The organism is Congregibacter brevis (assembly GCF_045689245.1).
Taxonomy (GTDB): Bacteria; Pseudomonadota; Gammaproteobacteria; order Pseudomonadales; family Halieaceae; genus Congregibacter; species Congregibacter brevis.
The window spans coordinates 3,171,049-3,194,707 of record NZ_CP136865.1 but is presented as its reverse complement, the minus strand read 5'-3'; the positions used below and the strand labels follow the sequence as shown (position 1 = coordinate 3,194,707).

The window sequence follows — 23,659 nt, the reverse complement described above, 5'->3', positions numbered from 1 at the left end:
TTGTCAGATTTTGTTCATTTACGGGTACACAGTGAATATTCATTGAGCGACGGTCTCGTCCGTATAAAGCCGCTAGCGGCACGAGTTGCGGAACTAGGCATGCCCGCTGTGGCAGTCACCGACGTCTGCAATTTTTACGGTCTCATCAAGTTTCATAAAGCCGCCGTGGGTGCAGGGATTAAGCCGATTTTTGGAGCGGATGTGTGGGTCACGGAGTCCCTCAAAGGCGACGAAGCGCATCCTCTGAGCTTGTTGATTATGAACTCGACGGGCTATCTTAACCTTACGCGGCTGCTATCTCGGGCTTATAGAGAAGGGCAGACCCACGAAGGTCCCCGCGTTTTATGGGAGTGGCTGGAAGAAGGCGCCGAAGGACTTCTTGCGCTGTCCTGCGGAGCGGCGGGTGAAGTTGGTCAGGCGTTGGTGAACGAAAAGCCTGATCTTGCGAAGGAGCGTCTCGAGCGCTGCCTTAAAGTGTTTCCCCATCGTTTTTACCTGGAGTTACATCGTACCGGTCGGGTCGGCGATGAAGAGCATGTGCATGCTGCGCTAGCAATTGCTGCGCAATACAACTGCCCGGTAGTCGCTACCAACGACGTTCGATTCATTGATGCCAGTGAGTTTGAGGCTCATGAGGCTCGAGTGTGTATCGCCGAGAGTCGGGTGTTGGATGATCCGCGCCGACAACGGCGATATAGCGAAGAGCAATACCTGCGGACCGCTAAGGAAATGCAGGAACTCTTCGAAGACGTTCCCGAAGCCTTAGAGAATACGGTAGCCATCGCAAGACGCTGCTCTATGGAGATAGAGCTTGGTCGCGTTTGTTTGCCGGAGTACCCGGTGCCCGAAGGTATGACCATGGATACCTTCTTCCGGGAGCTCGCCCATCGCGGTCTCGATGAACGGATGCTAACGCTGCAAATTAGCCAGCGCGAGAATTCACAGCAGCTCGAGAAGGATTACCGAGACCGCCTGGATTTTGAGCTGGACACCATTGTTGATATGGGGTTTCCCGGCTACTTTCTGATTGTGATGGACTTCATTCGCTGGGCGAAGGAGCGTGGTATTCCTGTGGGTCCGGGGCGCGGATCTGGTGCGGGTTCGCTGGTCGCCTACTCACTATCAATTACAGATCTTGATCCCATGGAATATGAGTTGCTGTTTGAGCGATTCCTTAATCCTGAGCGGGTGTCGATGCCTGACTTCGATGTGGATTTTTGCATGGAGCGTCGGGACGAGGTTATCGATTACGTAGCCGAGACCTATGGTCGTGAGGCTGTGTCACAGATTATTACCTTCGGTACTCTCGCTGCGAAGGCGGTGGTGCGTGATGTTGCGCGCGTGCAGGGCAAGTCTTACGGCCTCGGGGATCGCCTGTCCAAGATGATTCCCTTTGAGGTGGGGATGACTCTGGAAAAAGCCCTTGAGCAAGAGGACAGTCTTCAGCAGTTTCTCCGCGACGACGGCGAGGCACAGGAAATTTGGGACATGGCTGTGCAGCTGGAGGGAGTGACTCGAAACGTCGGAAAGCACGCGGGAGGGGTTGTGATAGCGCCCTCGGAACTCACAGACTTTTCCGCGCTGTACTGTGATGGTGAAGGTGCGGGTCTCGTAACCCAGTTCGATAAGAATGACGTCGAAGACGCAGGCTTGGTGAAGTTTGACTTTTTGGGTCTACGTACTCTGACGATCATCGACTGGGCCCAGGGGATGATCAACGAAATACGCGCTCGTAGTGGCGAGCCACCCCTAGATATTAATCACATACCTTTAGACGATGCGGCCTCTTTTGACTTGCTGCGTTCAGCGGAAACTACCGCGGTGTTCCAGCTTGAATCCCGAGGTATGAAAGAGTTGATTGCGCGACTCCGCCCCGACTGCTTTGAGGACATCATTGCCCTTGTGGCGCTCTACCGTCCGGGGCCACTACAGTCCGGTATGGTCGACAACTTTATTGATCGAAAGCACGGTCGCGAGAAAGTGTCTTATCCAGATGCTGATTATCAGCATGAGCTTCTCAAGCCGGTGCTTGAACCGACCTACGGAATTATTCTGTATCAGGAACAGGTGATGCAGATTGCCCAGATTCTGGCCGGATACACTTTGGGCGGCGCCGACCTGTTACGCCGGGCTATGGGTAAGAAAAAGCCCGAGGAAATGGCCAAGCAGCGTTCGGTGTTTGCCGCGGGCGCCGCGGATAAAGGCGTGAATGCTGATCTGGCGACGAAACTCTTTGACCTCGTAGAGAAATTTGCAGGTTACGGTTTTAACAAATCTCACTCAGCGGCCTATGCACTAGTGTCCTATCAGACCGCTTGGTTGAAGAGCCACTACCCTGCAGCGTTCATGGCGGCGGTGATGAGCTCCGAACTGGACAACACCGACAAAATTGTCGTGTTCATTGAGGAGTGCCGTCGCATGGGTCTTTCGGTTCGCCTTCCCGATGTTAACGAAGGTCGATACATGTTCACTGTGAGTGAGGCGGGCGAAATCGTCTATGGTCTGGGTGCCATTAAAGGTCTGGGTGAGGGGCCCGTGTCTGGGCTTTTAGAAAGCCGCGAGACTCACGGGCCCTTTCGGGATCTCTTTGACTTTTGTGCGCGCACTGATCCGCGAAAACTTAATCGCAAGGCGCTGGAGGCCCTGGTTCGTAGTGGGGCATTCGACTCCTTAGGAACAGATCGCTGGGTTCTTCTGGGGGGTATCGATGATGCGCTCCGTGCAGCGGAGCAGAACGCGGCGAATCGTGACGCGGGTATGGTTGATCTGTTCGGTGAGACCGTGCAGGCAAGTCAGGAGCAGGGGGACCCCTACGCCGAGCTGCGACATATTAGACCCTGGACCGACCGGGAGCGTTTACAGGGTGAGCGAGATACCCTTGGGCTCTACGTAACCGGCCACCCAATTGATAGTTGCGAAGACGAAATCCGGCGCTTTGCGCCCCAGCGCCTTGCTGACTTACGCCCCGACAGTCGTGGGAATTGCCGTGTTGCCGGGCTCATACTCAGTATGCGCGCCATGAAGAGCGCCCGCGGTGCCATGGCTATTTTTGTGTTGGATGACCGCAGCGCACGACTGGAAGCGACTGCGTATTCCGAGGTGTATCAACAGTATCGAGAGCTTCTGGTTAAAGATCAGATCGTGATTGCCGAGGGACGACTCTCTCAGGATGATCGCAGTGGTGCTACGGTAATGCGCGTATCAGCACTCCATAGTCTGGCAGAGGAGCGCGCACGTCTGGCCTCGGGTCTGACGATTCACGTGGAAGCTGCAGAGGTAAATGATCGTTTCCGGGAGTTTCTCCGGGAGCTTTTGTCTACCGCTCCGGGCGAGTGCCCGGTGCGCCTTAGATACCATCAGGGTCGTCAGAGTGCCTCCTTAATGCTCGGCCAACAGTGGCGAGTTTCTCCCAGTGAGGAGTTGCTGGAAGAATTGCGCCGTGAACTTGGAGGGGATAGGGTTAAGCTCGCTTTTGACCAACAACTTACTGCAGGAGAGCAGCATTGAACGATCAACAAGACTCGCGAAGCAGCGACGAAGATAGCGTTCGCAACGATATTGAGGCGGCGGTTTTTCGGCGACTGTTGGAGCATCTGGATAGCAATAAGCAGGTTCAGAATATTGAGCTGATGAATCTTGCCAACTTTTGCCGGAACTGCCTTTCGAAGTGGTATGTCGCGGCGGCGGAAGACCGGGGTCTCAGCGTTGACTACGAAGCGGCTCGGGAGAGGGTGTACGGCATGCCTTACTCCGAATGGAAGAGTCAGCACCAGACAGAGGCGACACCAGAGCAGCTTGCACAGTTTCAGGCGCAGCAGTAACGCCCCCATCGATTCACTAAACACTGGCTGCTAATATCAGCGGCCAAAAAAAACTAATAAGAACAGGAGAACTACCATGGGTATTTCTATGCGGATTCGCGGCTTCGTTGGAGCGATGACGTTTGCGGGCGTTGCGCTGATGGGTCATGCGGCAGAGGAGCCCAACATCCTCGTCATCTGGGGCGACGATATCGGTATCACCAATATCAGCGCCTATGGGGATGGCATCATGGGCTATCGAACGCCCAACATCGATCGTATCGCGGATGAAGGCGTACGTTTTACGGACTACTACGGTGACCAGAGCTGCACCGCGGGACGCTCAAGCTTCATCACGGGACAGTCGCCCTTGCGAACCGGCTTGTCGAAAGTCGGTCAGCCTGGCGCTGATCTAGGACTCCAGGATCGAGACATCACAATTGCTGAAGTACTCAAGACCAAAGGCTATGCCACGGGCCAGTTTGGCAAGAACCACCTCGGTGATAAGGATGGCTTCTTGCCAACCAATCACGGTTTTGACGAGTTCTACGGCAATCTTTATCACCTCAACGCAGAAGAAGAGCCCGAGGATGAAGATTATCCACAGCAGGATTGGTTCCAGCAGCGCTTTAGTCCGCGAGGCGTTATCCACTCTTACGCCGACGGACGGATTGAGGACACTGGCCCCCTTACGCGCAAGCGCATGGAAACCGCTGATGAGGAGTTTGTAGACGCAGCAAGCGCCTTTATCGACAAAAGTGTGGCAGACGACAAGCCATTCTTTGTGTGGGTAAACACTACGGGGATGCACTTCAGAACCCATCGTGCAGACAAGCACAAAGGGAAGTCAGGCCAGGGTTTCTATAATGATGTCATGGTCGCTCACGATGAGTTGGTTGGCTCTCTGCTTGATCAATTAGATAGTCTGGGTATCTCGGAGAACACCATCGTTTTTTACTCCACGGACAATGGTGTGCATTACAACACCTGGCCGGACGCGGGGATCACGCCGTTTCGTAGCGAGAAAAACTCCAACTGGGAGGGCGCTTACCGCGTTCCAGCGATGGTGCGCTGGCCGGCAAAAATACCCTCAGGTCAGGTCTCTACCGAGATCATGTCGCATCTGGATTGGATGCCAACCCTTGCGGCAGCTGCGGGAGAAACAAGCCTCAAACAGCAACTTCTTGAGGGAAGACGTGTGGGTGACAAGAACGCCACGCTGCATCTGGATGGCTACAACTTCTTGCCGTATCTTACTGGGGAGGCTGAGCAAGGGCCTCGCAAGAGTTTTGTTTACATCAATGATATCGGCGCGCCGGTCGCCGTACGCTTTGGCGATTGGAAGTCTGTATACGCCGAGAACCGCGCAAAGACCTTGGCACTTTGGGCTGAGCCTTTCGTGACTTTGAGATTGCCAAAGCTTTTCCATCTTCGTCGTGATCCCTTCGAGCGGGCGGACCACAACTCAAATACCTATTGGGACTGGTATGTCGATAAGGCGGCACAAATGTACATGGGAGGGGCTGTCATGCAGCAGTTCTTAATGACTTTTGAGAAGTATCCACCTAGCCAGCGTCCTGATTCATGGTCCATTGATAAGTTAACGGACGCCTATCTTAAATTTGAGTAGATAGGGTTTGTCCGGGATCAAAAAAAACCGCGTGTCATAACGCGGTTTTTTTTGGCTGTGTTTCTAGGAGGGATTGTCGGCAGCGGGGCTCGGTGATCCTCCTGGCCAAAAGCGTTGACGAGCGATTGCTGCTGCCTTCGCCACGTCCTCGCCAATGAGGTACAGCGAAGGTACCAACAGAAGAGTTACGAACAGCGCAAACAGAACACCAAAAGAGAGTGATAGCACGGCAGGCTTTAAGAACTGCGCGTTGGTGCTTCGCTCCGCCATGATGGGTATCAGTCCAACGAAGGTTGTGACTGTGGTCAGGAGTATGGGCCTGAAGCGGTTTACCCCCGCTTGAATCACAGCCTCAAGAGTACCTTTCCCCTGTTCGCGCAAACGACCAATGTAGTCGACTAAAACCAGGTTATCGTTTACCACGACGCCAGCGGCCGCGCCAATGCCAAAATACGAGAATAGGGCGAGCGGGGTTGCAAAGATTAAGTGTCCAAATATCGCGCCCATGAAGCCGAAGGGTATCGCCGTCATAATCAGGAGTGGTAGCCAGTACGAGCGGAACGCAATAGCAATCAGGGCATACATAGCGAACAAGGCGATAGAGTAGAGCGCCGTGATCTCACCAATAAACTGATCCTCCTCCTCTTGTGCACCGCCTTTGAGGATGACCAATCCTGGATATTGATTCTGCAGGTCGGTGAGGTAGGTTTCTTCGATATCCCGTTTAATGTCGCTGATCAAGTCTTGCTCGAGGTCGGCCCGGACATAAACTACCCGGTTCCCATCTCTGCGTTGTATGCGCTGAACACCACCTTGCAATTCCACATCGGCAATGGCGAACAACGGAACTTCGCGGCCATCAGCTGTGCGTACTCGGAAGTTGTTGAGACTCGAGAGTGTTTGTCGCGCCTCCGTCGGGTAGCGCACCATGACTTTCACATCGCCATTGGCTCTTGGAAGACGCTGTACCTCTTCTCCAAAGTAGGCCTGGCGTACCTGACGAGAAACATCCGCCAGTCGAATACCGAGGGTCTCCGCGCCGGGCTTAAGACTCAAAACGATTTCGTCGGTCTCACCCTGTTGGCTGTCTCGCACATCCAGAACGCCGTTGTAGCTGCCGATTTTCGCCTGTAGTTCCTTTGAGGCCGCGGTGAGTGCATCCCCATCACGATGCCTAAGTAGATAGGTAATATCAGCACCATTGTCATTGAGTGTGTAGTTGACCTGTATCTCATCTGCATCGGGTATATCACCCACCAGCGTCCGCAGTCGCTCAGCAGCCTCGCGGGCTGATAAATCTCGCACTTCTGGTGGAGCTAGCTTTACTATCGCAATCACACTGTCGCGACGAGATCGCGTATACCAGCCTTCGATGAGTTGCCCTGTGCCTTCGCCGGTGGATCGCGCCGCCTCGTCCACTTCTTCTACAAGCGCTCGTTCCGCTTCCTGTAGCTGATCAAGCACCCCAAGCGCACGATCATAGGAAGTGCCCGGGGGAAGCTTCACATCTACAACAATCTGGGAGCTCTCTACCTGCGGCATGAAGTAGAACTTGACCCATCCCGTATTGAACAAACCGATGGCAATCACGAAGGCGCCAACAAATGCGCTGGCTGTGAGATAGCGACGCTGTACCGCCCAGCGAAGGATGGGTTGATAAACGCGAGTCGCGAATCCGGAGATGCTGTGCTCAATTTTTTGCTGACGCAGCGCCAAACCCTTTAAGTCCTTTCGGTGACTTAGGTCTCGAAGGTGAGACGGGAGGATCAGAAAGGCTTCAATGAGAGAGATTGTTAGGGCAGCGGTAATAACAATCGATAGCTGGCGGGTTACCTGAGCCGCTTCTCCCGACACAAAGAGCCACGGGGCGAATGCAATCATTGTGGTTAGTACCGCAAAAATCACGGGGCGTGATACGGCGAATGCTCCTTGAACAGCGGCTTCGCTGCCGCCTCCCATTTCATGGGCATGATGGTGAATACTCTCTCCGACCACAATGGCATCATCTACGACAATGCCCAGCACCAGTAAGAATGCGAAGGTAGACATGACGTTCAGAGAGACATCGTTGACAGGTAGAATGGAAAACGTTCCTACGAAGGCAACGCCGATACCGGCAGTAACCCAAAGGGCGACGCGAGGGCGCAGCGTTAAAATGAGGACAAGGAACACCAGGGCGAGACCGAGATACGAGGACTTGCCGATAAGGTCCATACGCTCGCTGTAAATGTCGGCGGTATCGAACCACATCGACAGTTCTATGCCTTCAGGGAGGCTTGCGCGACGCTCTTCCATCCAAGCATGAACGGCCTCACTGGCTTTTACCACCTGCATGTTGTCTGTGCTTTGAACCTGCAAAAGCACAGCAGGTTGGCCATTCATGGTGGCAAGAATTTCGTTGTCTTCAAAACCATCGATAACACGGGCTACATCGCCAACCCGTATGGTGCCGCCGTCAGCGCTCTGGCGAATGATGATCTGAGAAAAGTCTTGTTCGGTGTCCGCAAGATTACGGGCACGAATCTGTACGTCACCTGTTGCGGTGCGTACCTGTCCTGATGACAGGTTAATGGAGCTGGCTCTAATTGCGTCGGCAACTTCCGCGAACGACAATGCGTATTGTCGAAGGCTGGCTTCCGAGAGCTCTACGGTGACTTCTTCGCGTCGCGTTCCAAACAACTCAATGGTTGAAACCCAGGGCAGGGTGGCGACTTCGCGTCGAAGGTCTTCCGAGAGGCGGGTCAGTTCTCGTTCGCTCACATCTCCATGTACTGCGACGCGGAGCATTTCTTGTTTGAACTGGCTCCGGCGTACCCTTGGGTTTTCGATGTCACGGGGTAGGGAGGTGACAGAGTCTACGGCGTTTTTAACATCGTTGAGGAAGCCGTTTATGTCGACTCCCGGGAAGGTGGATACGGTGATCTCGGCCATGCTCTCCACCGCGGTGGAGTAAATATGGTTGATCTGATCGAGATCTTTGAGGCGATCCTCAATGCGTGAAATGATCTGTTCTTCAACTTCTTGTGGTGCGGCACCCGGCCAAATTACCTCAATGTTTGCTTGATAAGGCTTAACCTGCGGGAACGCCTCGCGCTCCATAGAGATAAAGCCCATGAGGCCCGCAAGTAGGATCCCGACCATGAGTAGGTTGGCAGCAACGGGGTTATGTACCCACCAGGAAATAAGTCTCTCCATGATCAGTCTTCCCGCGCTGCGAACTGGCGTTCATCGATGGTCGAAAGCGCCATACCGGAAATAGGATTGCGCAGTGCGGATACGATGAGCCGCTCACCGGGTCTTAGGCCGCTACTAATCACAGCATGCTCGGCGCTGGTATGGGCGACTTCCGCGGTGCGAATATCAAGAAGTCCGCTGGAGTCCACAACGAATAATTGGTTGCCTGGTCGTAAGCCCTTGCTGGGAATACGCACGGTGTTCTCAAGGCGGCGTCCGGTAACTTGTGCTTCCACAAAGAGTCCCACGGCCATAGGCATACCGTCTTCAGAGCGTCCAAGACCGTAGGGGTCTTTTACTTCAGCAGTGGCGTAGATCAATCGCGTACTGGGGTCGACCGCGGCATCAATGCGGACCAGCTCCCCAGTCCAATGTTGCGTCTTTCCAGCAACCTGGGCAGAGAAATCGACCGTTGGCGCTGTTCCGGCTTCTGCGGCATAACCAATCGGCAAGCCCAGGGCTGCGAGTTGACGGTTGTTCAACGGTAAGCGAATTTGTACGCGATCAGTGGAAAACACCTCCGCCAGGGTTGTGCCCATGGAGATCACTTCGCCAATGTGTACGCTTGTCCGCGCTACACGGCCCTCGAATGGGAGGCGAATGTTGGTGCGTTCAAGGTTTAGCTGAGCGAGCTCGAGAGCGGCCAGCGCAGCCTCGCGACGCGCCTCGGCTTCTGCAATCTGAGGCTTCTTCAGCGACAAGCTTGATGCGTTGGGTACATCACGTAGCTGCTTGCGTGCTACGTCTGCGTCCGCTAGCGCCTGCTGTACAGATAGCTCTGCAGCGGCGACTGCTGCTTGAGCTTCCCGCAGGGCTACGCGATAGTCACTATCATCAATCTTCATGAGTACCGTACTGGAATCAAAGCGGCCGCCTTCTACGTATTCGGGAGATACGGAAACGATGCGCCCGCCTACCTGAGCGGTGAGGTTGATCATGGTACGAGCTCGAACCTCGCCCTGAGTCTGCACATCAAGGATCGCATCGCTTGTTTCGGCGAGGTGCGTATACACCGTGACCGGACGGGGCGGTGCTTCCTCGGTCTGTGGCTCCGGGGCGGTCGCCTTAAGGAGCATGACAACTCCAACAGCCGTGCCAAGTACCAATACGGGACCGCTAAGTTTCAGCAGTTTTGCCCTCATTTAATTCCCCTGATTCAGTGATGTAGTTAACTAGCCCAGTATCTTGTGATCGCGCGTTGGCTACAACGCGGTTTATCGCCGGACTCCGTCAGTTTGTCGCATAGTTATGTGACATCTTGCCGTGGCCTTATATTTCATAATGAAATAATATTTCAATATGAATATTTTTTCGCCGAAATGACCGAGCCATTTTACATCAGCACAACCGCGCTGTTTCCATTAAGTTATTGATATGTAGCGGGAAAAATAAGTTTTTAGGAGTTTAAGTTGATGTTGGACTAATTCTTGCGATCTATCTCGTCATCGTTCCAGCAGACTTTCGTGTATCTGGGCCGATTTGAAAATGCCCTAGGTTCGACGCGTTTATCCGAAGTGGCTTCACGCGCCGTCTTTGGGCACCGAGACAATAAGAGGATTGACCGCATGGCAAAACCCCTACGTGGCGTGAGAGTTCTGGATCTCACCCATATGCTCTCCGGCCCTTATGGCGCGATGATCCTCGCCGACCTGGGAGCGGAAACCATCAAGGTCGAGCCTCTTAAGGGTGAAGGCACACGCAAATTACTCGCGAATGACCCTAAGAACTCACTCAATGGACAGGGCGCGTACTTTGTGACCCTAAACCGCAACAAGCAAAGCGTTGCACTAGACCTAAAGTCCGACGCCGGTCTGCAGGTTTTCTATGATCTCGTCCGTAACAGCGACATCGTCGTGGAAAATTTTAGTGCCGGTGTCGCTGGCAAGCTATGTATAGACTTCGATCATCTTTCTAAAGTGAATCCCAAGATCATCACCTGCTCTATTTCTGGGTTTGGTTCCGGCGGTCCCAACTACCAAAGACCGGCTTTCGATCAGGTTGTTCAGGCTATTGGCGGTGGCATGTCCATCACGGGTCATGATGCCGGGCAGCCTACTCGTGCCGGCATTCCCATCGGTGATCTCGGTGGAGGTATGTTTGGTGTCATGGGAGTACTCGCTGCCCTTTACGAGAGAGAGCAAAGTGGTCTCGGTCAGCACGTAGACATCTCTATGCTCGATTGCCAGATATCCATGCTCAATTACATGGCGACAATGCATTTTCTTTCCGGGGACGTTCCCCATCCCATTGGCAACAGTCATTTTGTACATGTGCCTTACAACAGTTATCCCACAGCAACCGGACACATCATTATCGCTGTGATCTTTGACAGCTTTTGGGACAACTTGATGGACGTAATTGACGAGCCTGCATTTCGTGAGGAGAAATATCGCACCCAGCCCGCGCGCCTTGCGGATAAAGAGTTTATTGATCGCCGCTTGAGCGAAATTCTCAGCACTCATAGTTCCGAGTATTGGCTGGAGAAACTGACCGAGAAGCGTATTCCCTGTGCCCGAGTGAATACGTTGGACGAGGCCCTCGCGGACGAGCAGGTGTTGTCTCGCAACATGGTCGTTGAGCTTACACACCCCGAAGGTGGTAGTACCCGGGGGCCGGGAAACCCCATCAAACTCTCACGTACAGATGAGGAGAGTTTTACGTCGGCGCCCTTGTTAGGACAGCACACCGATGCAGTGCTCAGGGATCTACTGGGCTATAGCGATGACCAGCTTGAGATCTTAAGAGGTGCGGGAGCAGTAGCGTGAGCGATTCGATCATTATCAATGAAGTAGGTCCTCGAGACGGATTGCAGAGTCAGGATGGCTCTCTCAGTCTGGAACAGCGCTTTGCGTTTGTAGAGGCCATATTGGCAGCGGGCGTCAGGCATGTGGAGATGGGCAGCTTTGTCTCCCCAAAGGCGGTGCCGCAAATGGCGGGCACCGGCGATCTTGCTCAGCGTCTTGGGCGCCGTGCTGGCGTGGAGCTAAGCGCTCTCGTGCCCAACATGAAGGGATATGAGCTGGCTCGCGATGCCGGCATAGAAACCATGGCGGTTGTCGTTTCCGCTACCGAAACAATGAATCAGAAGAACATCAATCTGAGCATGGACGAGACCATGGACGTTGCTCGCGCGGTTATCGAGCGCGGTAGCGCGGAAGGAAGGCGCGTGCAGGCTTATCTGGCAGTAGCATTCGAGTGCCCGTTTGAAGGGGCCGTAGATCCAGGGTACGTCCGTGCTTTGGCAGCTCAGTTGCTGGATGCGGGTGCTTCGGAATTGGTCATTGCCGACACGATTGGCGCTGCGAATCCGGCGCAGGTGAAACAGTTGATGACCGCCCTCGCTAAAGAGCACGAGTCTCAGAGCCTCGCCTGTCACTTTCATGACACCCGAGCCCTTGGTCTTGCCAACATTTACGCGGCGCTTGAGAGTGGGGTGCGACGTTTCGACTCTTCCATTGGCGGTCTTGGAGGTTGTCCCTTTGCGCCTGGTGCAAAGGGCAATGTCGCAACGGAAGACGTAGTGATGCTTTGTGAGCAAATGGGTTGTGAGACGGGGGTTGCAATGCCGGCTTTGCTCCAAGCGGTCGAACTTGTAAGTGAGATGCTGGGACGACCTCAGGGTGGAAGAGCGCATTACTGGTTGAGTCGCAACGCGGCTTAAAACTTTTTTCGCGTCAGCCTCAGGCGGCGCTGCAATCAGGTAGAAGGACGAGGAATGAGTTACCGATTAGGTGTAGACGTAGGCGGAACGTTCACAGATTTTCTGCTGCTGAATGAGGAAAGCGGAGAAACTTTTACAGCCAAGGTGCCATCGACCCCCGAGGATTCGTCTATCGGCGTTTTGAATGGTATAGCGCGGATCTGCGACGAGTCTGGTGTAAACCCGCAGGCTATTGAGCTGGTTATGCACGGTACAACCGTCGCGACTAACGCCGTGCTCACGGGTCGCGGAGCGCGTGTTGGACTTGTTACCACCGCGGGCTTCGAAGACACCCTCCAAGTGGCTCGGTCCTATTGCCCGGGTGGTCTGGGAGGCTGGGTCAGCTTTGTTAAAAGCCCTTTGCTCGCGCCCCTGGAGCTCACCATCGGTGCCGCCGGCCGCATTGACGCGGATGGCGAGATTGTTGAGCCGATCGATGAGGAGTCACTGCGACGAGATCTTCAGGCGCTGCGTGATCGCGGCGAGGTTGAAGCCTTAACTATCTGCTTGATCAACGCCTACATAAACTCCGAGCATGAGCGGCAAGTCGCAGCCATTGCCGCGGAGATCTTTGTGGATACCCCCATTTCGGTGTCCAGCGATGTAGTTCCGGAAATGCAGGAGTACGAGCGAACAGAGACTACGGTTGTTAACTCCTACGTGCGTCCCGAGGTGGCTCGCTACGTTAACAATCTACAGGCTGCTCTGGATGAGCGTTTGGGTGAGGGAGCTCAGCTTTCAATTCTGCGATCTGATGGTGGTTTGGCGTCGGCACGTGCGGCGGCAGATTCCCCTGTGAATTTGTTGATGAGTGGCCCCGCAGGTGGGGTAGCCGGGGCAATCTACTTTTGCGAACGGGCTGGTTTTCGCGACATTCTCACCTTTGATATGGGCGGCACGTCTACGGATGTAGCGCTCATTCAGGATGCTCGCGCCCGTGTACGCCGGGAGACTATTGTCGGCGATGTTCGAGTTCGTGCGCCTTCCGTGGATGTCCGCACAGTCGGTGCGGGAGGCGGATCTATCGCCTTTGTACCTGAACTTACCAAGGCGCTGCGCGTTGGCCCGGAGTCGGCTGGCGCTGTTCCTGGTCCGGCTTGCTATATGAAGGGCGGCGAAGAGCCCACGGTATGTGATGCCAACGTCGTACTCGGCTATCTCCCGTCCGATGTTCAGCTGGGCGGCAAGATGCAGATCAATCGCGACGCTTCAGAAAAGGCAGTACAAAAGGTTGCCGATGCCATGGGCATCGACCTTATGGAAGCCGCCGAAGGCATCATCAAAATTGTTAATGAGTCTATGTTTGGTGCACTCCGGCTAGTGTCCGTTGAGCAGGGCTACGATCCACGAGACTTTGCATTGGTGGGTTTTGGCGGTGCAGGCCCTCTACACGCCAATGCGCTGGGTATTCTCACGGACGCCTGGCCGGTGATTGTGCCGCCAGGTCCGGGCGTATTGTGTGCTTACGGTGATGCGACGACTCAGGTCCAGGACGAAGCGGCGCGCACCTATTTGACGATGGCCGGGGATCTTAGCGACGCACAGATGCTGACGGACCTGCATGAATTGCGCGATCGCGCTGGCGAGTCGCTTCGAGCTGATGGTATTCCCGACGCGGAACAGGAAGTCTCCTATCAAGCAGACCTTCGCTATGCGGGGCAAGCGTTTCAGATCACCGTGGACTTCGACGAGCAGGAGCTCATGGATAAAGGCGTCGCACTGCTTACCGAGGCCTTTGACGCCGAACATGAGCAGCTGTTCACGTTCAAGCTAGGCGACGGTCACGAGATATTAATGATCCGAGCTGTCGTGAAAGCCGCGGCTCGTAAGATTGCGGATAAGCACATGGTTGCGAGCGAGAGCGCTCTTGAAGAGTGCAAGATACATGACAGTCGTTTTTACTTTGAGGGTGCCTGGCACCCTGCGCCTATCTACGATCGAGGGCGTCTGCACGAAAGTTTGGATGTAGCAGGCCCCTGTGTCGTGGCCGAAATGGACTCGACCACTGTTGTGCTTCCTGGTTACACGGCAAAAGTTGACGCCGTCGGCAATCTTTTGATCAACCCAAGCAACGGAGGCGCCTGATATGCCCGCGATCATTAAAGAGACTAATACCGCGGCACTTCAGAGTGTCGACGTCGATGGTGTGACGGTCGATATTATTGAAAATGCCCTGCGCAACGCTCGGGAAGAAATGGACGCGGTGCTGTTTAGAACCGCCATGTCGCCCGGCATCCGAGAGCAGGGTGATTGTTTTCCCATGATCGCTAACCGTGAAGGAAAAATGGTTGTAGGTCAGTTTGGATCTTTCATCGGCCCCTTTCTGGAAGCTTACGACGCGGAGATCGAAGAGGGTGACATCATCCTTACGAACGATCCTTACATGTGTAACGCTGCGGTTTCTCACTTGCCCGATTGGGTGGTTCTTGTGCCGGTGTTCAAAGGCGGACGCCACATAGCCTGGTCGGCAATGTTTGGGCACATGTCCGATAACGGTGGAATGGTTCCAGGGTCTATCCCCATCGAGGCCACCACTATTTATCAGGAAGGCATTCGCATACCACCCACTAAGCTATACAAGCGCGGTGAACTGCAGACGGATCTGCTAGAGCTTATTTTGCATAACGTGCGAACGCCGCAGTGGAATCGCTTTGATCTGAATGCCTTGGTCGCGGCATGCAATACAGCGGCAAAGCGCTGTGTGGAGCTGGCGGAGCGCTTTGGCGATGATGTGCTCAAGTCGACTATGGACGTCATGCTCGATCGCAACCATTCTGCAATGAAGCACATCATCGAGATGTTTATTCCGGAAGAGCCCCGGGAATTCGAAGACTACCTGTGCGACGACGGTATGGGTATGGGTCCATATCGGATTAAATGCCGTATGTGGCGCGAAGGTTCCACAGCGATCTTTGACTTTGATGGCACGGATCCTCAGGCACAGAGCTCTGTGAACTTCTTCCTCAATGAGGATATGTTCAAGATGTTCTTCGGCTCCTTCACTATCAACGTGGTGGATCCCCAGATAGTCTTCAACGACGGCTTTTATGATCTTGTAGAGGTGCGTATACCTGAAGGCACTCTCCTGAAGCCTAAGTTTCCCGCTGCCTTGTCCGGGCGGACCCATGCACTGGGACGAATCTTTGACTTGTTGGGAGCGCTATTGGGTATGGGGGCGCCAGAGCAAATGCTCAACGCAGCAGGTTTTTCTGATTCGCCGCATCTCTTCTACTCGGGCTATGACCAGCGCCCCGGTAAGGACGGTGAGTGGTTTCAGTTGTTTCAGATTGGCTTCGGTGGCATACCCGGTCGTCCTGTCGGTGATGGGCCTGATGGCCACTCTCTGTGGCCGGGTTTTACCAATGTTCCCAATGAGTTCATCGAGTCCTACTTTCCGCTCCGCATAGAACGCTATGAAACCATTTGCGATTCTGGCGGCGCCGGTCTTCACCGAGGTGGTAATGGTCTGTCTGTCGCCTATCGCTTTTTGGCAGATGGCGAGATTGGTATCCACGACGAGCGCTGGCTGACCCATCCCTGGGGTGTTTTGGGCGGTGATACGGGGCAGCGTTCCACAAAGCGTCTGGTGCGGGCCGATGGTAGTGAGCAATGGTTGCCGGCCAAGGTAGAGGGCATAAAAGTAAAGGCAGGCGACCTTTTGTACTTTAATACCTGGGGTGGTGGCGGCTGGGGTGACCCTTTCGCACGGGACCCCGAGCTAGTCCGTGCGGACGTAGCGAGACGCCTGGTAAGTGCAGAAGGCGCAAAGCGATACGGCGTGGTGATGGCTGCTGATGGCAGCGTCGACATTGATGCCACAGAGTCCCTTCGCCAGCAGCTGCGGTCCGAGCGCAGCGACGATCAGCCTCTGTTTAATCGCGGCGGCACCATCGAAGAGATTAAGGCGCGCTGTGAAGAAGAAACGCATCTTCCTCCACCAGTGACTCCGCAGTTTCCTACGGAGCGTCAAGCCTGAGTCATGGCTGATCTTGCTCGAAAACCGCAAGCACTCGGAGCCCGTCCGGCTTTGTTACTGATCGATATGATCAACGCTTTTACTGATCCCAAGAGTCCTCTGGGATCAGAAAGCGACGCGGTTGTCGCGGCCTGCGCCGATTTGCAAACTGCGTTTCGCAGTCGAGATTTGCCGGTGTGCTTTACCACCGTGGTGTATTCAAGCGAATCTCAGGCGGCCGTGTTTCGTCAGCGGCTTCCCGCCTTGAATGCTCTCTCTGAGGGCAGCGCTGCGGTAGAGGTAGACGCTCGGCTTAGCCCTCGCGCGTCAGAACCGGTTTTTGCGAAGCACTACGCGAGTGCGTTTTTCGAAACCGGTCTTCAGCAGTGGTTAAAGGGGCAGGCAGTGGATTCCCTGGTGGTAGTTGGTTTAACCACGAGCGGTTGCATAAGAGCATCGGTGGTGGATGGACTACAACATAACTACGTGGTGTGGGTCGCTGAGGAGGCGGTAGGTGATCGCAACGCCGAAGCCCATGAAGCGAACCTGCATGATATGCACGCGAAGTATGCCGAAGTCGTATCGGTGAATGATGTGCGCGACGCGATCGGAATAGTTTCATGAGCAGCCGCGCGCGTATCTTACTTATTGGCTATCGCAAGTTCAGTGAGCTTATCAACTCTGTACTCCCAGACTACAAGGATGAAGCAGAGATCATCATCGTAGAATCCGTTGCGTCGGGGAGTGTCGACTATCAGGCGCTGGTGAAGGAACACAAGCCAGACGTGATCGCCAGTGCAGGATCAAACGCTGCTTTTTTGCAAAACTCTTTGAAGCTACCGGTCATCGCTCAACCGGTAACCGACACCGATATTGTGGATGCAGTAGCTCGGGCACGACGTATTGCCGAACGGGTGCACGTGTTCACCTACGCTGCGGCACCGGAATCTGAAGGGCGCCTGTTTACTGCCTTGCCAGCATTATTGGGTGGGAACCTTCAGCACGAAAGCTATGCAACGACCGATGAGGCCGCTGAAAAGCTTCTGGCTATGGCGGCCGCTCGCAGTGCCGACGTGGTCGTGGGTCCAAGCTATATCTGTGAGTTGGCGACCCGACGGGGCCTACCCGCAGTGCTGATCTACAGCCGAGAGTCTGCACGCTCAATGCTTGATGAGGCTTTACGTCAGGCTCGTGTGCGCTCAGCAGAGCGAGACACGGCCCAATCGCCAGGCCGATTCGTGATCGACTCTCCGCAAATGTCCCGCGTTGCAGAATTGGCGCGGACGTATTCTCGAGGAAGTGCTTCGGTGCTACTTCAGGGTGAAAGTGGTACCGGTAAGGAGCATATAGCGCGTGAGATTCACCAGGCCTCGGACTATCGCAACGGGGCGTTGGTCGCCATAAACTGCGGCAGCATCCCCAATGAGCTTTTCGAAAGTGAGCTCTTCGGCTACGTCGATGGTGCTTTCACAAGCTCTCGACGAGGAGGTCGAGTAGGCTTGGTAGAACAAGCCAATGGCGGTGTTCTGTATCTGGACGAGGTTGGAGAGATGCCTCTTTCGCAACAAGTGAAACTGCTCCGGGTACTGCAGGAACGGAGTGTGCGGCCCGTGGGCAGCACCCGAGAATTACCGCTTGATTTCAAGGTCATTGCAGCTACTAACGCCGATCTACAAGAGGCGGTAGATGCAGGTCAATTTCGAGATGATCTTTATTACCGCCTCAACGTATTTACTTTAAGACTTCCACCCCTTCGGGAGCGGCCAGAGGACGTGGAAGCCATTGCCGAGCACTATCTGGCTGAGTACGCGAGGCAGTATGAGGTGGAGTTGGACGTTGCCACCCTTATGGCTCAGTTAACCGGCCCGTTCCTGATGTACCGCTGGCCGGGGAATGTTCGTGAACTGCAGAACTTTGCGGAGCGTCTCGCTGTGAACGCAGCCCAAGGTGTTGCGGTGAACGAATTGAAGCTTGAAGAGCTTCTTCCGGAGCTATCAGCGGTGCAGCCCACCCAGCAATTGCCCGCAGGTTTGCTCAAGGAGCAGGAGTGCCGAGCCATTGCTGAGGCAATGCAGCGCTTCGCTGGAGATAAGAACGCGGTCAGTAAAGAGTTAGGTATTAGTCCTACCACCTTGTGGCGGCGCCTCAAGGAAATGGACTTGAATCAAAATTTTGGCACCTATGGTGCTGGCAATAAGAAAAGCAATCAATACTCACGAGGGTAGGAGAACGGGAATGCAAAGCATGAAGAAACCGCTAGTGCAGGCTTTGGCAGCGACGCTGTTGTTGCCGGCAACGCAAATGGTGATGGCTCAGGGTAACAACCTCGCTATCGAAGAAGTGGTGGTGACGGCGCGAAAGCGTTCAGAGAACCTTCAAGAAGTGCCCATCGCTATTTCTGCGATCGATGAGGATACGATTCAGCGCGCGGGTATTCAGCGTGCGGGTGACTACGTCGGGCTAGTGCCCAACGTAACTCTCGTGGATTCAGCGAACGTGGGTGATACGCAGTTGAGCATTCGCGGCATCATTTCTACACGAGATGCGGAATCGACGTTCGCCTATGTCGTCGACGGCGTCTTAAGCACTAACCCGAACAGCTTCAACGAAGAGCTCTTCGATGTTCAGCAGATCGAAGTCCTCAAAGGTCCCCAGGGCGCACTCTATGGTCGTAACGCAGTCGCTGGTGCGATTCTCGTTACCACCAAAGAGCCGACGAACGAATTCGAAGCTCGCGTGGGAGGCACCGTCGGAAATGTCGGCACTCTTCGAGGGAATGCAATGTTTAGCGGGCCGATCGTAAAGGATAAGTTGCTGGGTCGTATTGCGATCAGCACCAGTGAAACAGATGGATTTTACGGGAACATTTTCACGAACCAAGACGACGTTGTTGATTATCTTGAAGACACCAGTGTGCGTGGTCGCCTCAAGTGGAATGTTACTGACGATCTGACGATAGACTTCAGAGGTGGTTATTCCGATGTAAGTGCTGGCGCTATCAACTTCAACGCGGGATTTGCTATTCCTGCATTTGTTGATGCTTTTGGTGCGCCTAATTACAACCAGGATGTTAATGACGTGGATTTCCGCTTCACGTTCAACACGCCGGGCGAGAATGAGCAGACGACCACGGACTTTGCTATCAAGCTGGATTGGGCTTTGGATTTTGCAGACCTCGTTGCGAGCGTTGCCTACAGCGATCTAGAAGAGTCTCTGCTCTCTGATGGCACAGCAGCGACCTTCTATGGCTACGAGCTGACACCATCCTGTCAGGCAGGTCGCGGCGAATTAAACAGCTTTACTCGTCCTGATTTGTTCGGCGAACCGTTCAACCCCTTTGGCGTCTTGCCGCCGGGTGCTGACTTCCAGGGTGTCTACGGCCCATACAATCCTCTGACCTGTGATGGCTATCAGTATCAAGAGCGTAATCAGGAAGACATTAGTATTGATGCGCGTTTGGTCGGCCCTGAAGACGACGCGATTCGCTGGATCGCGGGCGTGTACTACGCAGATATTGAGCGAGAATCGTTGGTGGGCTACGGCGCTGATCAAGGGCAGGGGTTCCTAAAGCAGCCCTACGTTGACCCAACGGGGCCTAACCCGACAGATCTTCTTTTCTGGGATGAATTCAACACTGAGGTGTATGCCATCTACGGGCAGTTGGAGTTCGATCTATCCGACACCATGGAGCTGTCTTTTGCGCTGCGTTATGACCGTGAAGAGCGAGAGGTCAGCAATAAGGTGCCTAATGTCCTGAACTCGGGCCTCAACATTAATCTGCTGGATCCGGCGACGGGTGCTCCATTGCCTATCAATCCGGCATTTGCCAGCAACCCTAATGGCATTCCTGATCGTGCGCGTGACTTTAGCCAGCTTCAGCCCAAGGCAACATGGAACTGGGCAATGACTGATGCGGTTAACGTTTATGCAAGCTACGGTCTTGGATTCCGAAGTGGTGGCTTTAATGCGATCGGTACCGAGGACTTGCTGAACTTTTGGTTTAACTCAGGCTTTGGTGGACCGGGTGAAGTTGTTGACGCGCAGCTTCAGGTAACCGACGACTATGACAAGGAAATCTCCACTGCTTTTGAAGTCGGCTTTAAGTCCGAATTGATGGATCGTCGTCTGCGTTTAAATGCCGCTGCCTTCCGCACGGATGTTGAAGACAATCAGTTCTTTGAGTTCTACGCGGGACCTTTTGGCATCCTGCGTACAGTCACAACTATTGATGAACTCTACATTCAGGGTATCGAAGCGGACTTCACCTTCATTGCCACTGAGTACCTGACAGTCTATGGCGGGATTGGCTTGATGGATTCAGAGATTGAGAAGAACAATCACCGTCCTCTGTCTGAGGGTAATGATGTACCTCAAGCGCCAGAGACTACCGGTAATCTGGGTGCGGAGCTAAGCTTTCCTGTGGGCGGTAGCATGCAGTTGGTGAGTCGATTGGACTGGCAGTACACAGGCGAAATGTGGTTCCACACACTACAGGGTGAGGAAACTCCCACTATTTGGAACGCCTTCTTCGGTCCTGGGTTCAATCAGAACTTCTCCAAGTCATCTCGCGACGCGTTTAGCACCGTGGACTTGCGAGTAGGGCTCGAAGGCGAAAACTGGGCGATTACCGCCTGGGGTCGCAACATCACCGATGAGGAGTATCTGCAGGAAGTGATTCCTACGCCCGAGTTCGGCGGAAGCTTTTTGCATCCATCGGCGCTGCAAAGCTACGGGGTAGACTTCCGTTACAGCTTCTAAAACCTCTAAAAGTTGAAAAGGCGCCTTTGGGCGCCTTTTTTTTCGTGGGCATTTTTCGACAGGACAGTCTTGTAAGCTTCTCGTGGCTGGCTTAGGGCTTATGTGAGCGTAAAAGCACCTCCGTGCGCGGAGCGTACATCGGCATGCCATACAGAAAACCCTGAAAATGTGTACAGCCAAGTCCTTTCAACACCTGTGCCTGCGCGTCCTGCTCAATACCCTCCGCAATGACCGGTACCCCCAGTGCGTCGCCCAGTGCCAGTACCGCCCCCGCAATGATTTGATCGCTTTCATCACTGGCAATGTTGTCTACGAAGGATTTGTCTAGTTTGAGTCGATCTATGGGCATGCGCTTTAGATAGGACAGGGAAGAGTAGCCGGTGCCAAAGTCGTCGATGGCGAACATCACACCTAATGCTCTGAGCTCATGCATGCTCTCGATGAGTGCTTCTGTGTCTCTTACCAATACACTTTCTGTGAGTTCCAGCTCAAGTTTTTCAGGAGGGAATTGGGTGTCCTGGAGGACCTTCTTTACTTGCGCTACGAAGTCTTCGGCGCGGAACTGGGGCGCAGATACATTGACCGCCAGATGACCGAACTCCAATCCTTCAGCCAGCCAATGGCTACCTTGAATACAAGATTGTTCGAGTACCCAATGACCAATGTTACGGATCAGCCCGGTACGTTCGGCCTGAGGAATAAACTGCGCAGGGGGTACCTTTCCTAGCGTGGGGTGATGCCAGCGCAGGAGAACCTCTAGCCCGAGCAGCGTTTGGCTGTCATTAATCACTTGTGGTTGAAACGCCAAATGAAGTTCTTTTTTTGCTACGGCCTCGCGAAGAGCAGAGTCAATGAGAACATTCTGAAATGCCTGTCGCGTTAGATGCTCTGAGTAAAATCGGAAGGTGTCGCGGCCTTGATCTTTGGCGTTATACATCGCTGCGTCGGCATTGCTCATCAGCGTTTCGGCGGTTTGCCCATCCTCGGGGAATATGCTGATTCCAATGCTTGCACTTACCGATACGCTGCGGCCCTCCAGGATCATAGGCTTACGAAGGGCACCAATGACTTTCTCTGCAATGTTGGTGGCGTCTTCGGGTGATCCAATGTCGTCAAGGAGCATGAGGAATTCGTCTCCACCAATTCGGCCGACGCTATCATCTTCACGAAGCACGTCTCGGAGCCTGTCCGCGGTGATACCGAGGAGCCTGTCTCCAGCAAGATGCCCGAGGCTGTCGTTGATGTTTTTAAAGCCATCGATATCGAGAAAGAAGACAGCGAGTTGATCAGAGCGACGCTGAGCGCGGCGAATGCCGTGCTCGAGCCGCTCATTAATGAGAAAGCGGTTGGGCAGGTTGGTCAGCGGATCGTAGTGCGCGAGTTTTTGCAGCTGGGCTTCGGTCTCTTTGAGCTGGCTGATGTCAGTGAAGATTGCCATGAAGCCGCCATCTGGGCCGTCAATTTTACTAATCGTCAGTAGCTCGGGAAAAACGGTTCCAGACTTTCTCCGGTTCCATATCTCGCCTCGCCATACTCCATTTTTCTGGAGGGCATGCCACATTGTCTGATAAAAATCTGCGTCATGACGCCCGGACCGTAGTAGGTTTGTGGACTCCCCTATAGCTTCATCGCGGCTGTATCCGGTTATGCGGGAGAACGCAGCGTTCACATCCCGGATGCGGCCGTCTGCATCAGAGATGAGGATTCCTTCGCCGCTATTGTTGAACACAGCCGCAGCCTGAAAGAGCTCGCGTCTAGCCGCGTGTTCCTGCGATATATCTCTACCCACCCCACAGATAACTGACTCTCGCTCTGCGGTGGCGGCAGACCAGGCAATGACTCGGTAACTGCCGTCCTTGTGCCGATAACGATTTTCAAAGTACAGGGTTTTCAGACCCCTTGACAGGTTGACCATTTCGGCAATGGTGCTTTCCTGATCCTTCTCGTGCACGAGATCCAGAAAGTTACGCCCAATAAGTTCTGAAGGGGCGTAGCCTAAAACGAGTTGCCACGCACTATTTGCGAGTGCAATGACGCCGTCAATGCTAGCGACCAGGTGCATACCGTTGGGCTGCTGAAAGAATGTATCGTAGTAATGCTCAGCATTGTGTTGCCCTGTGACATCAACAAGCACGCCTGAAGCGTGCGATACGCTGCCTGAGTCGGCTTTGTAACTTTGACCAACCGCGCGATACCACCGCACATCGCCGCTGTCGAGGAGGGCTCGAAAATCTACTTTGATAAGGCTTGGCTCGATCAAGAGTTGAGCCATGGCGGCTTGAAAGTCATCGACATCTTCGTCGAGGATCTGCCCAAGAATGGTGTCTGCGTTCAAAGGGAGTTCGTCATTACGCACCTGGAGCATTTCGATGCCGTCATCGGACAGCTGAAATATGCCGCTCGCGGCGTCCCAGTGCCACGTGCCAATGCCCGCCGCGAGGAATACCGCATCGCTTTGCGGCAAGAGATGTGTCTCACTCACTACAGCTAACGCCTCGTCAGGAATCACAATCTCGAGTGTAGATGTCTTTTCGTCGCGGCGCTATTTTTAACGGTGACGCAAAATCTCGCTCGTAGCCTGC

At 54.2% G+C, this 23,659-nt stretch carries 13 protein-coding genes; 10 read left to right on the top strand and 3 right to left on the bottom strand.

Annotation, left to right across the window (positions count from 1 at the left end):
• The 3 genes from dnaE to R0137_RS14105 all read left to right on the top strand — a co-directional run bounded on the left by dnaE (position 1) and on the right by R0137_RS14105 (position 5,430).
• Positions 1 to 3,507 carry a DNA polymerase III subunit alpha gene (dnaE, locus tag R0137_RS14115; RefSeq protein ID WP_407327045.1) on the top strand — a complete coding sequence of 1,169 codons (3,507 nt, stop codon included), beginning with the start codon at positions 1 to 3 and terminating at the stop codon, positions 3,505 to 3,507.
• Positions 3,504 to 3,821, top strand: a complete 318-nt coding sequence (locus tag R0137_RS14110; RefSeq protein ID WP_407327044.1) for a DUF1244 domain-containing protein — start codon at positions 3,504 to 3,506, stop codon at positions 3,819 to 3,821. The genes dnaE and R0137_RS14110 overlap by 4 nt, the downstream gene beginning before the upstream one ends.
• A gap of 88 nt (positions 3,822 to 3,909) precedes the next feature.
• A complete protein-coding gene (locus R0137_RS14105) occupies positions 3,910 to 5,430 on the top strand; it encodes an arylsulfatase (protein ID WP_407330023.1) in 1,521 nt (506 codons plus the stop codon).
• Positions 5,431 to 5,493: 63 nt separating this feature from the next.
• Here the strand turns inward: R0137_RS14105 and R0137_RS14100 are convergent, their stop codons facing one another.
• Together R0137_RS14100 and R0137_RS14095 are read right to left on the bottom strand one after the other, a co-directional pair.
• Positions 5,494 to 8,625 (bottom strand): efflux RND transporter permease subunit, encoded by a 3,132-nt coding sequence (locus R0137_RS14100; protein WP_407327043.1) that lies wholly within the window; start codon positions 8,623 to 8,625, stop codon positions 5,494 to 5,496.
• A gap of 2 nt (positions 8,626 to 8,627) precedes the next feature.
• On the bottom strand, positions 8,628 to 9,806 hold the full coding sequence (locus R0137_RS14095; RefSeq protein ID WP_407327042.1) for an efflux RND transporter periplasmic adaptor subunit: 1,179 nt from the start codon (positions 9,804 to 9,806) through the stop codon (positions 8,628 to 8,630).
• Between the two features lie 423 nt (positions 9,807 to 10,229).
• Between R0137_RS14095 and R0137_RS14090 the strand changes: the two genes are divergently transcribed.
• The 7 genes from R0137_RS14090 to R0137_RS14060 are packed head-to-tail and all read left to right on the top strand — an operon-like array spanning position 10,230 to position 21,077.
• Positions 10,230 to 11,429 carry a CaiB/BaiF CoA transferase family protein gene (locus R0137_RS14090; protein WP_407327041.1) on the top strand — a complete coding sequence of 400 codons (1,200 nt, stop codon included), beginning with the start codon at positions 10,230 to 10,232 and terminating at the stop codon, positions 11,427 to 11,429.
• Entirely contained in the window at positions 11,426 to 12,325 is a 900-nt protein-coding gene (locus tag R0137_RS14085; RefSeq protein WP_407327040.1) for a hydroxymethylglutaryl-CoA lyase, read from the top strand. The genes R0137_RS14090 and R0137_RS14085 overlap by 4 nt, the downstream gene beginning before the upstream one ends.
• A gap of 54 nt (positions 12,326 to 12,379) precedes the next feature.
• Positions 12,380 to 14,449 (top strand): hydantoinase/oxoprolinase family protein, encoded by a 2,070-nt coding sequence (locus tag R0137_RS14080; protein ID WP_407327039.1) that lies wholly within the window; start codon positions 12,380 to 12,382, stop codon positions 14,447 to 14,449.
• A gap of 1 nt (position 14,450) precedes the next feature.
• Positions 14,451 to 16,340 carry a hydantoinase B/oxoprolinase family protein gene (locus R0137_RS14075; protein ID WP_407327038.1) on the top strand — a complete coding sequence of 630 codons (1,890 nt, stop codon included), beginning with the start codon at positions 14,451 to 14,453 and terminating at the stop codon, positions 16,338 to 16,340.
• 3 nt (positions 16,341 to 16,343) lie between these two features.
• Positions 16,344 to 16,943, top strand: coding sequence for an isochorismatase family protein (locus R0137_RS14070; RefSeq protein ID WP_407327037.1), 600 nt, complete (start codon positions 16,344 to 16,346; stop codon positions 16,941 to 16,943).
• A complete protein-coding gene (locus R0137_RS14065) occupies positions 16,940 to 18,544 on the top strand; it encodes a sigma 54-interacting transcriptional regulator (RefSeq protein WP_407327036.1) in 1,605 nt (534 codons plus the stop codon). The genes R0137_RS14070 and R0137_RS14065 overlap by 4 nt, the downstream gene beginning before the upstream one ends.
• Before the next feature lie 19 nt (positions 18,545 to 18,563).
• On the top strand, positions 18,564 to 21,077 hold the full coding sequence (locus tag R0137_RS14060) for a TonB-dependent receptor (protein ID WP_407327035.1): 2,514 nt from the start codon (positions 18,564 to 18,566) through the stop codon (positions 21,075 to 21,077).
• Between the two features lie 91 nt (positions 21,078 to 21,168).
• On the opposite strand, the gene R0137_RS14055 is transcribed toward R0137_RS14060, so the two are convergent.
• Positions 21,169 to 23,559, bottom strand: coding sequence for an EAL domain-containing protein (locus R0137_RS14055; protein ID WP_407327034.1), 2,391 nt, complete (start codon positions 23,557 to 23,559; stop codon positions 21,169 to 21,171).
• Positions 23,560 to 23,659 lie beyond the last annotated feature (100 nt).

Excerpts from the sequence above, each read along its gene's own strand:
- R0137_RS14105 (WP_407330023.1), top strand. The coding sequence starts at position 3,910 with ATGCGGATTCGCGGCTTCGTTGGAGCGATGACGTTTGCGGGCGTTGCG.
- R0137_RS14100 (WP_407327043.1), bottom strand. The coding sequence starts at position 8,625 with ATGGAGAGACTTATTTCCTGGTGGGTACATAACCCCGTTGCTGCCAAC.
- R0137_RS14095 (WP_407327042.1), bottom strand. The coding sequence starts at position 9,806 with ATGAGGGCAAAACTGCTGAAACTTAGCGGTCCCGTATTGGTACTTGGC.
- R0137_RS14090 (WP_407327041.1), top strand. The coding sequence starts at position 10,230 with ATGGCAAAACCCCTACGTGGCGTGAGAGTTCTGGATCTCACCCATATG.
- R0137_RS14080 (WP_407327039.1), top strand. The coding sequence starts at position 12,380 with ATGAGTTACCGATTAGGTGTAGACGTAGGCGGAACGTTCACAGATTTT.
- R0137_RS14075 (WP_407327038.1), top strand. The coding sequence starts at position 14,451 with ATGCCCGCGATCATTAAAGAGACTAATACCGCGGCACTTCAGAGTGTC.
- R0137_RS14070 (WP_407327037.1), top strand. The coding sequence starts at position 16,344 with ATGGCTGATCTTGCTCGAAAACCGCAAGCACTCGGAGCCCGTCCGGCT.
- R0137_RS14065 (WP_407327036.1), top strand. The coding sequence starts at position 16,940 with ATGAGCAGCCGCGCGCGTATCTTACTTATTGGCTATCGCAAGTTCAGT.
- R0137_RS14060 (WP_407327035.1), top strand. The coding sequence starts at position 18,564 with ATGAAGAAACCGCTAGTGCAGGCTTTGGCAGCGACGCTGTTGTTGCCG.